Raw genomic sequence first — 16,289 nt, 5'->3', positions numbered from 1 at the left:
CCAATGACACTCCCCGCCTTGCCCGCCAAAGCGGGCCAAAAGATCACGCTCGGCCAGCTGGTCGGCAGCAGCCTCTCGCTGATTGCAGCCCGTCTCACCAATGAAGCCAAGGGGCCGGTACTGCTTATCACCGCCGATACCCCGAGCGCCCTGCGCCTGGAGCAGGAGCTTCACTATTTGCTGGCAGACAAGCAGCTAGCCGATCAGTCCGCGCCGGTATTGCTGTTCCCCGATTGGGAGACCCTGCCCTACGACACCTTCTCTCCCCATCAGGACATCATCTCCCAAAGGCTCGAGAGCCTCTACAAGTTGCCGCAGATGAGCAAGGGGGTGCTGATTGTCCCCATCTCCACCCTGATGTTGCGCTGTGCCCCCCGGGTCTATCTCGACAAATACAGCCTGATGGTGAAGGCCGGTCAGCGCCTCAATCTGCAACAACTTAGAGGGCGTTTGGCGGAAGCGGGTTACGTGGCGGTGGATCAGGTGCTGGAGCATGGCGAATTTGCCGCCCGCGGCTCCCTGCTCGATCTCTTCCCGATGGGCAGCAACAGCCCCTATCGCATCGACTTCTTCGATGACGAGGTGGACTCCATTCGCCCGTTCGATCCCGAGACCCAGCGCTCCAGCGAGCCGGTCAAGACGGTCAGCCTGCTGCCTGCCCGGGAGTTCCCCACCGACGAGGCGGCTATCGAGCTGTTTCGCGGCCAGTTCCGCGAACAGTTCGAACTGTCGCGGGCCGAGGGCTCCGTCTATCAAGAGGTAAGCAAGGGGCGCTGGCCCGCCGGCATCGAATATTATCTGCCGCTCTTCTTCAACCAGACCGCCAGCCTGTTTGACTATCTGCCGGAAGATACCCTGCTGCTCACCGTAGGGGATATCTACCCCGCGGCTCAACGCTTCTGGAATGACATCGGCCAACGTTATGAAGACAGACGCTGGGACAACACCCGCCCCCTGCTGCCACCGGCCCAGCTCTATCTGCCGGTAGAGCAGCTTTTTGCCGCCCTTGGCCAATATGGCGCGGTGCGGCTGCAAGAGGCCGCCACCGCCGGTGATGCCGGTCAGCACGATCTGCCCATCTTGGCGCTGCCCGATCTGCAACTCGATCACAGCAAGGAGCAACCCCTGCTGGCGCTTAACCAGTTCCTGCAAGGCTTTGCCGGGCGCACCCTGTTTGCGGTGGAGTCGGAAGGGCGGCGGGAAGTGCTCGGCGATCTGCTGGCGCGTATCGCATTGCAACCCAAGGAGTTCCCCTCCCTCGACGCCTTTATGGCGAGCCCGGATCGCCACGGCCTCTTGGTTGCACCGCTTGAACGTGGCTTCCTGTGGCAGGAGGTCGGTCAGGATCCACTGGCGCTGATCACCGAGACCGAACTGCTGGGCGGCAAGGTGCGCAGCAAGCGGGCGCGGGAAAAGAGCAAGAACCTGAGCTCCGATGCGGTGATCAGAAACCTGGGCGAGCTGACCCAGGGTCAGCCAGTGGTCCATCTGGATCACGGGGTCGGCCGCTATCTGGGGCTGGAGACCATCGATGCCGGTGGCCTGCCCACCGAGTTTTTGACCCTCGAATATGCCGGCGGCGACAAGCTATTCGTGCCGGTCACCAGTTTGCACCTTATCAGCCGCTACACCGGCTCTGACAACCCGCCCAGCCACAAACTTGGCGGCGAAGCCTGGAGCAAGGCGCGGCGCAAGGCGGCGGAGAAGGTGCGCGACGTGGCAGCAGAGCTGCTGGATGTCTACGCTCATCGCGCCGCCCGCGCCGGTTTTGCCTTCAAGCACGACAAAGAGGCCTACCGCCAGTTTGCCGCCGGCTTCCCGTTCGAGGAGACCGACGATCAGCTCAACGCCATCAACGCGGTGCTGGGTGACATGTGTCAGGCCAAGAGCATGGATCGGCTGGTATGCGGCGATGTGGGTTTCGGCAAGACCGAAGTGGCGATGCGGGCGGCGTTTGTGGCCGTCCACGGCGGCAAGCAGGTTGCCGTGCTGGTGCCCACCACCCTGCTGGCGCAACAGCACTACGACAACTTCCGCGACCGCTTCGCCAACTGGCCGGTGCGGGTCGAGGTACTGAGCCGCTTCCGCTCCGCCAAGGAGCAAAACAGCGTCATGCAGGAGCTGGCCGAGGGCAAGGTGGATATCATCATCGGCACCCACAAGCTGCTCGGCTCCGAGCTCACCTTCAAGGATCTGGGTCTGCTCATCGTCGATGAGGAGCACAGATTCGGGGTGCGCCAGAAGGAGAAGATCAAGGCGCTGCGGGCCGATGTGGATATCCTCACCCTCACCGCCACCCCCATTCCGCGCACCCTCAACATGGCGATGTCGGGCATGCGGGATCTCTCCATCATCGCGACTCCACCCGCCAAGCGACTCGCCATCAAGACCTTCGTGCGCCAGCACGAACCGGCGGTGGTGCGCGAGGCGGTACTGCGGGAACTCAAGCGTGGTGGTCAGGTTTACTACCTGCACAACGATGTCGAGAGCATCGAGAAGTGCGCCGCCGATCTGGCGGAGCTGGTGCCGGAGGCGCGCATCGGCATCGCCCACGGCCAGATGCGCGAACGTGACCTTGAGCGGATAATGTCCGACTTCTACCATCAGCGCTTCAACCTGCTGGTCTGCACCACCATTATCGAGACCGGTATCGACGTTCCGAGCGCCAACACCATCATCATGGATCGGGCGGATCATCTCGGTCTGGCCCAGCTGCACCAGCTGCGGGGCCGGGTTGGCCGCTCCCACCATCAGGCCTATGCCTACCTGCTCACCCCCCATCCCAAGCTGATGACCAAGGATGCGGCCAAGCGGCTGGAGGCGATCGCCTCCCTCGAAGATCTCGGCGCCGGCTTTGCGCTGGCGACCCACGATCTGGAGATCCGTGGCGCGGGCGAACTACTCGGCGACGATCAGAGCGGCCAGATCGAATCGGTCGGCTTCACCCTCTATATGGAGATGCTGGAGCAGGCGGTCGAGGCGCTGAAAAATGGCAAGGAGCCGTCGCTGGAGCAGCTGATGAGCCAGCACACCGAGGTGGAGCTGCGCCTGCCTGCACTGCTGCCGGATGACTATATTCCGGACGTCAATATGCGCCTCTCCATGTACAAGCGGATCGCCAGCGCGGCAGACGAGCAGGAGCTGCGAGAGCTGAAAGTGGAGCTGATCGACCGCTTCGGCCTCTTGCCGGAGGCGACCAAAACCCTGCTGGAGCTGGCTGCCTTCCGTCAGCGTGCCACCGCCCTTGGCATTCGCCGGGTGGAGATGAGCGAGCGCGGTGGCTATCTCGACTTCACGCAAGAAACCAAGGTCAATCCGGCCTATCTGGTCAAGCTGCTCTCCAGCCAGCCCCGGGTCTACAAGATGGACGGGCCAACCCGGCTACGCTTCCAGGTGCCGACCCAGGATCGTGCGATGCGCCTGAAACTGGTGGATGGTTTGCTGGCTGATCTGGCCAACAACAGCCTGTGAGTGTTTGCCGTGCTAGCGGCGAGCCAGAGAGAGAATGCCAACTAAAACGGGAGCCAAATCGGCTCCCGTTTTGTTTATGTTGGCTGGTGACTAGCGTCTCCCTTCTCCCCTTGTGGGAGAAGGGTCGGGGATGAGGGGGGCACTGAAGACCATTCCCCTCACCCTGCCCTATCCCAGGGGGAGAGGGCATCGCGCCGGTAAATGTTGGGCTTCGCTGCGCTCAGCACCAACCTACACCTCTGACGATCAGCCCTGGTTGGCTGGATCCTCATGGGCGGAGAATTCACGCATAAAGGCCTCGGCACGCTCCACCATCTTGGTCGAGCCCACGAAGTAGGGGGTACGCTGGTGCAGCGCGGTGGGCTGGATATCCATGATGCGGCCAAAGCCATCGGAGGCTTTGCCGCCTGCCTGCTCCACCAGAAACGCCATCGGGTTGCACTCATAGAGCAGGCGCAGCTTGCCGTTCGGCGAGTTGGTGCCGGACGGATAGATGTAGATGCCGCCCTTGAGCAGGTTGCGATGGAAATCGGAGACCAGGGAGCCGATATAGCGGGAGGTGTAGGGTCGGTGGGTCGCCTCGTCGCGCTCCTGGCAATATTTGAGGTACTTCTTCACCCCGTCCGGGAACTTGATGTAGTTACCCTCGTTGATGGAGTAGATTTTGCCCTCTTCCGGAATGCGGATGTTCTCGTGGGAGAGGCAGAAGCAGCCGATGGAGGGGTCGTAGGTAAAGCCGTTGACGCCAAAACCGGTGGTGTAGACCAGCATGGTGGAGGAGCCGTAGACCACATAACCTGCGGCGACCTGACGGTTGCCCGGTTGCAGGAAGTCCTCCAGGGTCACCGGCGAACCCTGCGGGCTCAAACGGCGGTAGATGGAGAAGATGGTCCCTACCGAGACGTTGACGTCGATATTGGAGGAGCCATCGAGCGGGTCGATCAGCACCACATACTTGGAGTTTTTGGAGAGCGGCGAGTCAAAGGCGACGAAGTCCTCTTCCTCTTCCGAGGCCATGCCGCACACCTCGCCGCGCGCTTCCAGCGCCGCCTTGAAGCGTTCGTTGGCGTAGACATCCAGCTTCTGCTGCACCTCGCCCTGTACGTTTTCAGCGCCCATGGAACCGATGATATCCGCCAGTCCCGCCTTGTTGATCTCCCGGTTCACCACCTTGGCAGCAAGGCGGATCGAGCTGAGCAACGAGGTCAGCTCGCCGGTCGCGGTAGGATAATCCGCCTGCTTTTTGACGATGAACTCACCCATGGTGATCATGTTTCGCATTTTTGTTCCTTTAGATCGCATCCGTTGGCGTTGAAAACGTTTGCAGGCATCGGCAAAAAAAATGCCGATCACCGGCAGCCTTGATTTGTAACCTAATGTAACGTCTGTTTTTTGTTTTTGCAGCGAATTAAGCGGCCTAATAATTAGGCTATCTCACCTGATTTTATGGTAACTGGTGCCCTTTATGCGGTTTCATTCGATAACTTTCGGCCCCTTAATTCGTGGCAATAACCTGCAGCAAGCCATGATCTGACTGGCCTCGAGCCATAAAAAATGGAGTCTGATGGACCTGTTTATTACTCAGCCAGTACCTCTTGAGATCCGATCGCCAATCCAGCACACTGATTTCGCTTTGGAAGCAAATAAAACTCAAGGATTATCAATGAACAAGACTCTCATTGCCGGCATGGTAGCCGGACTTTTCGCCCTTCCCGCCTGGGCTGCCCAGGTGCCTGCCGGTACCAAGCTGCTGCCGGATGCCCAACAAATCTACGTGACCAATATCGGCACCGAGCCCACCACTATCGATCCCCAGCTGGTGGAAGAGACCGCTGGTAGTGCCATCGTTAATGATCTGTTTGAAGGGCTCTATGAACTGGATAGTAGCGGCAAGATCAAGCCAGCAGGCGCTATCAGCTACGACGTCGATAAAACCGGTACCGTCTACACCTTCAAGCTGAGGCCCGAGGCCAAGTGGTCAAACGGTGAACCTGTCACCGCCGCCGATTATGTCTACGGCTGGCAACGGGCTGCCGACCCCAAAACCGCCTCCAACTACGCCTGGTTTATCGAGCTGACTGGCGTGGTCAATGCTGGCGAGGTGATCCAGGGCAAGAAGAGCCCGTCAGAGCTCGGGATCAAGGCGATCGATGAGCACACCCTGCAGGTGACCCTGAAAAATCCGGTCCCCTTCTTCCTGAAGACGCTGGCCCACTACACCACGTTCCCGGCCCCCAAGGCCACTATTGAAAAATTCGGCAAGGATTGGGTCAAACCGGGCAATATCGTCTCCAACGGCGCCTTTATACTCAAGGAGTGGACCCCCAACGAACGACTGAGTGCCGAGCGCAATACCCACTACTGGAACAACCAGCACACCGTCCTGAACAAGGTGGTCTATCTGGAGATCGTCTCCGAAACCGCCGCCTACAACCGCTATCGCACCGGTGAGCTGCACTACACCATTTATCCGCTGGAGCAGTACAAGCAGATCAAGAGTCAGAGCCCGGAAGAACTGGTCAGCGTCCCCACACTGGCCAGCTATTACTATGTGTTCAATGTGAACCGCAAACCGTTCGATGACCCGAAGGTACGCAAGGCGCTTTCGCTCGCCATCGACCGGGAGACCATCACCGACAAGATCCTGGGGCAGGGACAAATTGCCGCATATAGCTTCACGCCCCCCATTGTGGACGGTTTTGAATTGAAAAAACCGGCCAGCCAGCTGCAGAGCAAAGAGGAGCGGATCAAGCAAGCCAAAGCCCTGTTGGCCGAAGCGGGATATGGCCCGGACAAGCCACTCACAGTGGACATTCTCTACAACACCAACGAGAGCCACAAAAAGATTGCGCTGGCCGTCTCCTCCATGTGGAAACACAACCTGGGGGTCACTGCCACCCTCAACAACATGGAGTGGAAGACCATGGTCTCCAACCTCAACGAGGGGGATTTCGGCGTGAGCCGCTATGGCTGGAACGGGGATTATAACGATGCCTCCACCTTCCTCGACATCATGACCTCCAGCAGCAGTGCCAACAGCGGCAAGTGGTTCAACAAGGAGTACGACGCCCTGCTGGCCAAGGCTCACGACTCGCTGGATCCCGCTGAACGCAATGCCCTGTATCAACAGGCAGAGGCGCTGATTGATGCAGATGCCCCCATCGCACCTATCTATTTCCTGGTCAAATCCAGGTTGCTCAAGCCTTTCGTGAAAGGTTACCCCCACCTTAACCCGCAGGATGTGGTCTACAGTAAGGAGCTCTATCTGGTTGCCCAGTAACCGGCTAGGAAGATGTAACCATAAAAAAGCGCCTGCATTGCTGCAGGCGCTTTTTCATTGGCGGCCAGCGGGCCATTGGCCCACTTACGCGTTCGCGCAAGCTTACTCTTCGGGACAGGGTGCCAACGCCCCCCGGCGGCGACCCACCACCACCGGACGCACTAAGAGTTGTGCCAGCAAGACACCCAGCAGGGTCAGACCGCCGCCGATCAGGTGATAGCTGGTCAGCCGCTCACCCAACAGGGTGATAGCCAGACCCGCCGTCATGACCGGCAACAGGTTCATAAAGATGGCGGTACGGTTGGCGCCGAGCAGGGTGATCCCCTGCATCCAGAGCCAGGGACAGAGTGCCGACGCGGGGATCCCCGCATAGAAGATCAGCCAGAGCGCCCGCCACTCTGGCAGCTGACCATCCACCAGCAAAAAGAAAGGGGTCAGGATCACCACGCTGCAGAGCACCTGACCGTAGAGCAGCGACCAGTTGTCGAGCCCCAGATCCCACTTCTTGAGCAGCACACTATAGAGGGCATAAGTGCCCGCCGAGAGCAGCATGTAGACCGAGCCGATATGAATACCCTGGGTAAACAGCCGGGTCGGATCCCCCTGCCCCAGCAAGATAGACAAGCCAAAGATGGAGAGCAGCGCACCCAGCACGGCACCCCAGGTGGGCCGCTCACGCAATAGCCAGATGCTCAGCAGCACAGTCAAAAGGGGTGTCAGGCCCATCATCAGCCCCATCTCGGTGGCCCCCAGGGTTTGCGCCGCATAGTAACCAAAGGTCTGGTTGAGCACCATGCCCAGCAGCGCCAGCATGGCGATCTGCCAAAGGCCAGCACGAAGACGAGCGCGAACACGCCATACCCGACGAACCAGAAACGGGCTTAATACCAACGCCGCCACCACCCAACGCGACCAGGCCAAGGCTGCCGGGGACAACACACCGACCGCCAGTTTACTGACGATGCCATTGCCAGCCCAGATGGCAATGCAGGAAAAGGGAAACAGAAAGGCAAGGGGCATGAGACGATCCTGACCGAAGAGACAATAGCGGGCCAGTATAGGGGGCGATGGGAGATAAACAAAGGAGTGAGCCTGAACAGGCAAGCAGTGAACGCCAGCCGCCAGAAACAAATATGCCCGCAAAATGCGGGCATATCAGCGCAGAAACAGGTTCAGAAGCGCATCACGCAGCATCCATGTGCAATCTGGAGATCAGCTCGTTGACCTCGGTGACTGTCTGGCGGTGGGGAATATCCGCCGGATTCGGCATCAGCAATAAACCGAATTGGAAATCAAACCGCCCCCGACCATGGATGTAAATCCGACCTTTAAAGAAGGTTTTGACGTGCTTTGCCACCATCAGTGGCAGGTACTTCTTGAACACTCTCATCGTTTGCAACCTCTTGCAGTTGTATCCGTATGACAGCAGCTTCTGCGAAATAATTCCGTTAACTAACTATAAAAATCCGAAAAATTCGCCCATCTCTTCCCAAAAAATTCAATCTATAACTTTTTATTAACTTTTAGCCTATTGTATGCGGCCCTTCGAGCCAGAGCAAGGCTCCTTTGCCATGGTGCCACTCGATACAGGCGATGCCCGAGGTGGCGAACATGGGTGCCCCTGCGGCCGGGCAGAGGCTTTGCACCAGATAACCCACCAGCGGCAGATGGCTGACCATCAGGATCTGGTCGTGCTGCTCAGCCAGAGTGGTGAGGTAGCTGGCCACGAAAGCGGGATCACCGTAAGGGGTAATGTCGCCACTCTCTTCAACGGCTGCTGCGTCAGGTAATTCACTGCATATGGCTTGCCAGGTCTGGCGTGCCCGCAAATAGTTGCTGTGGATCACCCGATCCAGCGGGCCAATCAGCTGAGGCGCCAGCCAGCGGGCCATCTGGATAGACTCTTCAACACCCTGCTCGGTCAATGGACGCTGTTCATCTGTTTTCGCATTCATGCCAGCCTGGCCATGACGCATGATATAGATCTTCATTACAACCTCGCCCAACGGGCCTGTTTTGATAGCCGGGGGATCTTACCCCGCCACGGGTGTGGAAACAATTGCGCTACCTCTCAGAAAAGGGTTTGCCTGACGGGATAGCGGGGTCGATAATCATGTTTAAATTCAAATAAATCCAACGTGAGTCACACGCCAATGAGCCCATATGCCAGTCCCAATGACCATCGGCAATACCATTTTCTGGAGCTGGCCAACCGGCTCAGGGTTTTGTTGATTTGTGATCCCGACACCGACAAATCCGCCGCCTCGCTGGCGGTCAATACCGGCCATTTTGACGATCCCGCCGACCGGCAGGGGATGGCTCACTTTCTCGAACACATGCTGTTTCTCGGCACCGCCACTTACCCCAAGCCTGGTGAGTACCAGCAATTTATGAGCCGTCATGGCGGCAGCAACAACGCCTGGACCGGCACCGAGTTCACCAACTTCTTCTTCGAGATCGACAACGGCTTCTTCGAAGCAGGGCTGGATCGCTTCGCCCAGTTCTTTATCTGCCCCACCTTTGATCCGGAGTGGGTGGACAAGGAGCGCAACGCGGTCGACTCCGAGTATCGCCTCAAGCTGCAAGATGATATGCGCCGCAGCTATCAGGTGCATAAAGAGACGGTCAACCCGGCTCACCCCTTCTCCAAATTCTCGGTGGGCAATCTCGATACCCTGGCCGATCTGCCGGGACGGGATCTGCGCTCCGACCTTATTCGTTTTTACGAAAGCCACTACAGCGCGGACCGCATGGCGCTGGTGATGATCTCGCCAGAATCCATCGATACCCAGTTGCAGTGGTGCTGTCGCTACTTTGCTCCCATTTTGAATCGCAATTTGGGAACCCCGACCCTCACCATGCCGCTCTATCGGCTCGATGATCTCGGCGTGCGCATCCACATCAATCCGGTCAAGGAGACCCGAAAGCTGTCGCTCTGCTTCCCCCTGCCCAATGTGGACGAGTTTTACGACAAAAAGCCCCTCACCTTCCTGAGCCATCTGATTGGTTATGAGGGGGATGGCAGCCTGCTCTCCCTGCTCAAGGCGAAAGGCTGGGTCAATCAGCACTCGGCGGGCGGTGGCATCAGCGGCGCCAACTTCAAGGATTTTGGCGTCAACTTCGGCCTCACACCTCTGGGCCTTGAGCATGTGGACGACATCCTCGCCGCCCTGTTTGGCTATCTGAAACTGATTGGCCGCGAAGGGCTGCAGAGCTGGCGCTATGACGAGAAACGGACCGTGCTCGAATCGGCGTTTCGCTTTCAGGAGCGCGGTCGCCCCCTCGATACGGTGTCGGGGTTGGTGCTCAACCTCTTTAGCTACAAACCTGAGGATCTGCTCTACGGCGACTACATGATGCGCGAATATGACGAGGGGCTGATCCGCCGCTTCCTCGCCAAGCTCACCCCGCACAATTTGCGTATCACCATCACTGCGCCGGAAGTGGCGACCGATCGGCTGGCCCGCTGGTATCAGACTCCCTACAGCGTGACGACCATTACCGAGGCCGAGAAAATTCGCTGGCAGCAGAGCGAACCGGACTCGGCGCTGGCGCTGCCCATACCCAACCCCTTTATCAGCAACCGACTCGATCCGCGCACGCCAGAGCTTGCCGCCGACATGCCCGCCTGCCTTATCGATCGCCCCGGTTTTCGCCTCTGGCATCTCCATGAGCACCAGTTCAGCGTGCCCAAGGGCAATCTCTACATCTCCATCGATAGCGAACATGCGGTCAAAAATCCGCGCAATATCGCCATGGCGCGCCTCGCCGTGGAGCTGTTGGCCGACCACCTCAACGCCCTCACCTATCCGGCGGAGCTGGCGGGGCTGGGCTACCAGATCTATGCCCATCAGGGGGGCTTTACCATCAACCTGAGCGGCTTTGCCGACAAGCAGCCGCTGTTGCTCGACATGATCCTCGGCAACCGCACACTGGGGTATCCGGATCCGGGTCGCTTCGCCGAGATCAAGGAGCAGCTCATTCGCAACTGGGACAACCAGTCCAAGGCGCGCCCCATCTCCCAGCTCTTTAACCAGCTCACCAGTTTGCTGCAACCGAACAACCCACCGTTCGAGCAGTTGCTGCGCCACCTGCGCACCGTCGAACTCTCCGAGATGCCCGCCTTCGTGGCCCAGCTGTTTGGCGAGGTGCATGTCGAAGCGCTGGTGCACGGCGACTGGACTGCCGCCGAAGCACTGGAGCTGGCCGCCCTGATGGAGCGTCACCTGAGCGATATCAATGGCACCAGCAGCAAGCCGAGCGGCGAGACCCGCCGCCCGCTCATCTCCATTCAGGACAGGGGCACCCTTATTCGCGAGCAGGGTTGCGATCACGAAGACTCGGCACTCCTGGTCTACTACCAATCCCGCACCACCCGAGCGCGAGATCTCGCCTGCTTCACTCTGGCGAACCACATCATGTCCTCCACCTTCTTCCACGAGCTGCGCACCCGCCAGCAGCTCGGTTATGTGGTGGGCGCCGGCAACCTGCCCCTCAATCGCCATCCGGGCCTGATCTTCTATATCCAGTCGCCGGTGGCGGGGCCGCAGATCCTGCTCGATGCGGTGGAGGAGTTTATCGACCTCTTCCCACTGGCCATGCTCGAATTTACCGAGCAGCAGTGGCAGGAGAGCAAGGCGGGGCTGCAAGCCCAACTGAGCGAGCGGGATGCCAATCTGCGCAGTCGCGGCCAGCGGCTGTGGGTCAGCATCGGCAACAAGGATCTGGGGTTTGATCAGCGGGAACGGGTCTGCGATGAGGTGGGCAAGTTGAGCCGCGCCGATCTGGTGCGCTTTATCACCCAGCTGCGCTCGCGCACCTCCGATCGACTGATCCTATGTAGCTATGGTCAGGGGCACGAACATGACGAGCGGATCACCGGCCAGTTTATCGATGACCCCAAGGCATTTCGGCTCAATGCCGCCACCTTCGAGGCCTGATCTGGCCTCGCACTCCCCCGTTTTTCCATTCCCACGGCAAATCGCAGACAATAAAAAGCCGACCCATCAGGGTCGGCTGGAAAAACCATAACAATTGCGACCAAAGCCGCCAAAAGTGAACATGAGCGTGAAAATCAGACACTGAGTTGCTGATCAGCAAGTGGGACAGACCCGATACTCGCTTTGCAATGCCAACAGTGATTGAGAAACAGCCTCATATTAGGCACGCCCCCCGTCAGTCACGTTGATCTACGTCAAAGGAGGTAGCGAAGAGCGCACAGCCCGACAATTTGTCGGCGCAGATCACCCTTTGCCCGCCCGTTAGCTGCCCGTTAGCCCCGGCGAACCAGCCGGTAGGCCACCTCATCGAAGTAAGAGAGCTGACCCGACAGCACCCGCGGGTGATCCACCTCGGCGGCGCGCCCCAGCACCTCGATACGAAAATCGCGCTCGAACAGGGCTCGCACCTCCATCTCCCCCACCGAGAAGGGGGGCTGACTCTGCTGCTCCGGCTGATATTCAAGGGTCACCAGCAGGATCTGGCCACCGGTCTCGACCAGCGAACTGATCAGGGCTGCATACTGGCGGCGCATCGCGGTCGGCAGGGCGATCAGCGCCGCGCGGTCATAGACCAGCCGGTAACGGCGACCCAGACTGGGGGCGGCGAAAAAATCCCCCTGAAAAATGCGCAGGCTGTCCACCTGATGGCACTGATAAGGGCCCACTTCGCTCACGGTCGCGGCGAGCTGGTTTTCACTGAAGAACTGACTGACGGCAAGGCTCGATAGCTCGAAACCGTCGACCGGATGACCCTGAGCGCTCAGCCAGAGCATGTCACGGGACTTGCCGCACAGGGGAACCAGTACCGGCTCGTTCGCTTGCTGGGCTGACCACCAGGATTGCAGCCAGCGGTTGAAGTCCGCCTGATGAAAGCCAATCCGGTTCTCTTCCCAACGCTGATGCCAAAACGCAGCTTCCATCGTTATTACCCTTCTGTACTAAAGATGCCTCAATATCACAACTTAACCGGCACCGCGCAACCCACTGCCCTCCCCTTTTTGCCGCGCAGCCTCTGCGTGTTATCGGGCGAATGGCGAGACGTCCCCTTGCCGTGCGCCTCGCTGTCGCAATGGGCGCTATTGGGTGCGTTGATGACGAGCAGAGGCACACCAATCCATGCAAATACGTCATGCATTGATAGCCATTAATGAGAGAAGGGAATGACGTTGGCAGGCCAAAACGTGCCCGCCAACGCCAGAAAGATCACGACAGCGTGGCGCGAGCGGCCGCCAGCTGACGGTCGATATAAGCAAAATTGGGGCGTTCGGCGGGGAGTTCCGAGAGGCAGGCCGCTTTGAGCTGATGCAACCCATCGAGCGGTGAGTCTTGCGTATCGCAATGGGCCAGCAGCTCTTCCAGCAGGCAACCAAAGGCGCGCACTTCCAAACGCTCAAGTCCTACGGCCCGCTCGCGGTCGCTGCGGTCATACAAAGAGGCGGCACCAAAATCCCCCAACAGAGCGCGAGCCGGTGCGTCAGACCCGCGGGTAAACAGAATATTGTGACCGTAGAGATCCCCGTGCATGATGCCCGCGCGGTGCAGATGGCCCGCCACCGAGGCGATGCCGTGGGCCATCGCCAGCGCATCCGGCACACTCAGATGCAGCTCCTCTGGATAGACATCCCGGGTGCAGGAGTCCAGGCTCGGCGGCCCGGCCAGATTGGCAAAGGCCGGATCGATCAGCTCCATCACCAGCGCCGGAATACCGGAGGGGTGATCCGCCACCTTGCCTATCACCTTGATAAGGTTGGGATGAGTGCCTGCCGCCAGCGACACCGCCATCTCGCAGCGGGGCAGCCCGTCGCTGGTCACTGCCCCCTTGAACAGCTTCACCGCCACCTGACTGCCAACGCCTCTATCGCTCGCCTGAGTCACTGCATCAGCAGTATTACCCACAAGGGTGGCGCGATGGATAACGCCGGATGCTCCCTGCCCCAGCAACTCGCCCAGCGCCAGCGCCGCCCAGGCAATGGGCGCGACATGGGCATCATCGATAGCCCGCGCCTCCGCCCCTTCGCTAAAGGGGTTGCCGGAGTAAGCGAGCCATGAAAGGCGCGGCAGCGAGAGCAGCCACTCGGGGAAGCGCTCGATGCGGTTGGCGGCGATACGCAACAACTCAAGATTGCGGCAGTTGGCAAGGCTGGCCGGCAACTCACGCAGGCGGTTACCCGCCAGCATCAGCTTTTGCATAGCGTCGCACTGGCCCAACTCATCAGGCAGCTGCTCAATTGCGTTATCGGTCAGGATCAGCCAGCGCAACCCCGCAGGCAGCGCCCTGGCCGAGACGGTAGCAATCCGGTTGGCCTTAAAACCCACCATGGTGAGCGCCGGGCAGCGTCCCAGCACCTCGGGCAGCTCGGTAAAGCGGTTCTCGGAGCAGAAGATGATGCGCAGTTTGCCAAACCCGGCCAGCTCGTCAGGGAGCGTGCTCAGCTGGTTACCGGTCAAATCCAGCACCTCTAGCGTCTCTTTCAGGCTCAGGATCTCGTGGGGGAAAACCGCGAGGTTTTCAGAGAGCTTCAAATGGCGGGCACCGCACAGTTCGCCTGCGCGCAGCTGTTCCAGAGTATGCATAACCGTGTCTCAATCCTGATGATCTGTCTGATGGTGTAGCCAGCCATCAGCGCGCCGAACCTGGGTCCGGCGGTTTTAAAGGGGGGCATTATAAAGAATTCGGGGCGCAGCTCGCCCCTTTTGTTGCTTTGGCAAGGCTCAGCGCCCAGCCACACCACCCCAGCGAATTGACGAAGAGACGTAGGGTGCAATAAGCGCAGCGCATTGCACCGTTTGCTGAGCGGCTTTTGTGCAAGGTATGAGGAACAAAAGTAGAGGTGCAATTTCATTGCACCCTACGGGGTGGGCTGTCACCTAATGTGTAAATTTATCACCGAGTTAAATCACAAGCCGCTAATAATATATTTTTTTGCCTCATCTCTTTTGTCATAGGTACTCATTTTAGATGAGATTTTAATCGCTTCTTCAACATCACCAGACAGCACTAATGACTTTAGTATTTTCATGTAATTATCATCACGTTTTTCATAAGTCGACAATTGCTCTGCAATTTTCAATGCTGAATCATGGTTTTTGTTACATAAATAATCATCAATTAATTGCGTATAAACTGAATCACGTTTGTCATAGGTAGATAGAGTTCTTGCAAGAGAGAACTTATTTTCAAGTATTTTTACATCTTTGCAAGTAGATCTATCCATACTATCCAAGCCACTACCACGAGAGTTTTTAAAATCACCTTGCTGGGCCGATTCAATGTTGGAGAATTTAGCTTTTTGAACTCGATTTTCACTAATTTCTGGCTCATCAATAGAAACTAAATTATCTTTATCTGACGTATTAGGGAAAAACTGAAAATATCCAGTAAGTAGTACTCCAGATATACCAGCTATCCATGATGCAACTTCCAAAGGATTATTTTTACTCATAATTACTCAATCATGCTTTAATAATCAAGTGTGAAGCTATACAGCTCCATGCTTATATAGGAAAAATCACCAAGTAAGAGCTTCGAATATCGAAGATACTGATTAAAAACCTCATTACTAGCCGCAATAAACATATCTACGGCAACTCCAATCTGGATCAATCTTTTTCTTCACGTATATCAAATTTAAATTTGGGTAGAGTTCTTCAAGCAAGTATTTCTCATCTGAAATAACCGCTTTAGAAAGCCATCTATGAATTGTATCCATTAGCTGCCCATATTCATGATAGAAAATTCTTAGATCGAATGTGTATATTAATGCATGTTCGGAAACCAAATCTAAAACCTGAGCGATTCTATCTATAGCACCATCATCGGGCGAACCTTCCGCATACAAAACTGAAAATGGGGTTTGAAGCCCATCCTCGGAAACAAAATGGCCAACCTTTGCACCAGAGGACTCAGATGAAGCATTGAATAACTTAACCCACTGCTCAAAATCCTGTGCAGTTATAGTATCTCGGAAAAGCTGAATCATACGAAAAATATTCTCTAATCTGCGCTGATTCTGCCCCCGAGAATAGGTCAGTAAGGCCATAACCCCACCAATTACACCTAGTCCAAACATCAACCAATTACGAACCTCTGCAACCAATAATATATCCATACTTAGTTCTTCTAGAATTAATTAGATAAAAGCTAGCTCCAGTTATATTCTCAGAGCTTTTTTAATAGCCCTATTTAAAATATATAATCACAAAAACTCATTCAAAAAATAAACTCACTAATCTTTTTCTTGCATCTTATGCATATTTCATGAACTCCTTTTCATCTGCAATTCTTCTCGGGTATCACATACCAGTCAACCCGAAAAGACAGTTGCCAAACGAAGTGATTAATGAGCGAAATGAAACACAATGATATTAACAAATTGAATAATAAACAGCAATACTGATCACATACCAGAGGTGCCGGACCGTAGATAAAGAAAAGACGCCCTAAGGCGTCTCAGACTGCTGACAAACCCCTGGACGCCGATCCCGGGGTTTGATCTAATTGCTGCATGGTCAATAAATGGACTGCACCATGCTCAGAG

At 57.0% G+C, this 16,289-nt stretch carries 11 protein-coding genes; 3 read left to right on the top strand and 8 right to left on the bottom strand.

The annotated features are described in order from the left end of the window. Positions 1–3 precede the first annotated feature (3 nt). Positions 4–3,471, top strand: coding sequence for a transcription-repair coupling factor (gene mfd / locus ACW5W8_RS05720; RefSeq protein WP_498626932.1), 3,468 nt, complete (start codon positions 4–6; stop codon positions 3,469–3,471). 246 nt (positions 3,472–3,717) lie between these two features. On the opposite strand, the gene fbp is transcribed toward mfd, so the two are convergent. After that, positions 3,718–4,752: a class 1 fructose-bisphosphatase gene (gene fbp / locus ACW5W8_RS05715; RefSeq protein ID WP_005336993.1), complete on the bottom strand. Its 1,035-nt coding sequence runs from the start codon at positions 4,750–4,752 to the stop codon at positions 3,718–3,720. A 382-nt stretch (positions 4,753–5,134) separates the two neighbouring features. Between fbp and ACW5W8_RS05710 the strand changes: the two genes are divergently transcribed. Next, a complete protein-coding gene (locus tag ACW5W8_RS05710; protein WP_498626864.1) occupies positions 5,135–6,751 on the top strand; it encodes a peptide ABC transporter substrate-binding protein in 1,617 nt (538 codons plus the stop codon). Between the two features lie 102 nt (positions 6,752–6,853). Here ACW5W8_RS05710 and ACW5W8_RS05705 read toward each other — a convergent pair whose 3' ends face one another. The 3 genes from ACW5W8_RS05705 to sixA all read right to left on the bottom strand — a co-directional run bounded on the left by ACW5W8_RS05705 (position 6,854) and on the right by sixA (position 8,742). Further along, positions 6,854–7,771, bottom strand: a complete 918-nt coding sequence (locus ACW5W8_RS05705; RefSeq protein ID WP_498626863.1) for a DMT family transporter — start codon at positions 7,769–7,771, stop codon at positions 6,854–6,856. Between the two features lie 163 nt (positions 7,772–7,934). Continuing rightward, positions 7,935–8,141, bottom strand: a complete 207-nt coding sequence (locus ACW5W8_RS05700; RefSeq protein WP_033137168.1) for a DUF1107 domain-containing protein — start codon at positions 8,139–8,141, stop codon at positions 7,935–7,937. Positions 8,142–8,274: 133 nt separating this feature from the next. Then, positions 8,275–8,742 (bottom strand): phosphohistidine phosphatase SixA, encoded by a 468-nt coding sequence (gene sixA, locus ACW5W8_RS05695; RefSeq protein ID WP_498626861.1) that lies wholly within the window; start codon positions 8,740–8,742, stop codon positions 8,275–8,277. A gap of 162 nt (positions 8,743–8,904) precedes the next feature. On the opposite strand from sixA, the gene ACW5W8_RS05690 reads away from it, so the two are divergent. Further along, entirely contained in the window at positions 8,905–11,691 is a 2,787-nt protein-coding gene (locus tag ACW5W8_RS05690) for an insulinase family protein (RefSeq protein WP_498626859.1), read from the top strand. Positions 11,692–12,023: 332 nt separating this feature from the next. Here ACW5W8_RS05690 and ACW5W8_RS05685 read toward each other — a convergent pair whose 3' ends face one another. The 4 genes from ACW5W8_RS05685 to ACW5W8_RS05670 all read right to left on the bottom strand — a co-directional run bounded on the left by ACW5W8_RS05685 (position 12,024) and on the right by ACW5W8_RS05670 (position 15,860). Beyond that, positions 12,024–12,671: a thiopurine S-methyltransferase gene (locus tag ACW5W8_RS05685; protein WP_498626858.1), complete on the bottom strand. Its 648-nt coding sequence runs from the start codon at positions 12,669–12,671 to the stop codon at positions 12,024–12,026. A 283-nt stretch (positions 12,672–12,954) separates the two neighbouring features. Further along, entirely contained in the window at positions 12,955–14,325 is a 1,371-nt protein-coding gene (locus ACW5W8_RS05680) for a leucine-rich repeat-containing protein kinase family protein (protein WP_498626857.1), read from the bottom strand. Between the two features lie 323 nt (positions 14,326–14,648). Further along, positions 14,649–15,194: a hypothetical protein gene (locus ACW5W8_RS05675; RefSeq protein ID WP_498626856.1), complete on the bottom strand. Its 546-nt coding sequence runs from the start codon at positions 15,192–15,194 to the stop codon at positions 14,649–14,651. A 117-nt stretch (positions 15,195–15,311) separates the two neighbouring features. After that, entirely contained in the window at positions 15,312–15,860 is a 549-nt protein-coding gene (locus tag ACW5W8_RS05670; RefSeq protein WP_498626855.1) for a hypothetical protein, read from the bottom strand. Positions 15,861–16,289: the final 429 nt, after the last annotated feature.

Source organism: Aeromonas aquatilis (assembly GCF_054052405.1).
Note: the sequence above shows the minus strand (reverse complement) of the source record. Positions and strands in the feature narration are given on the sequence as shown.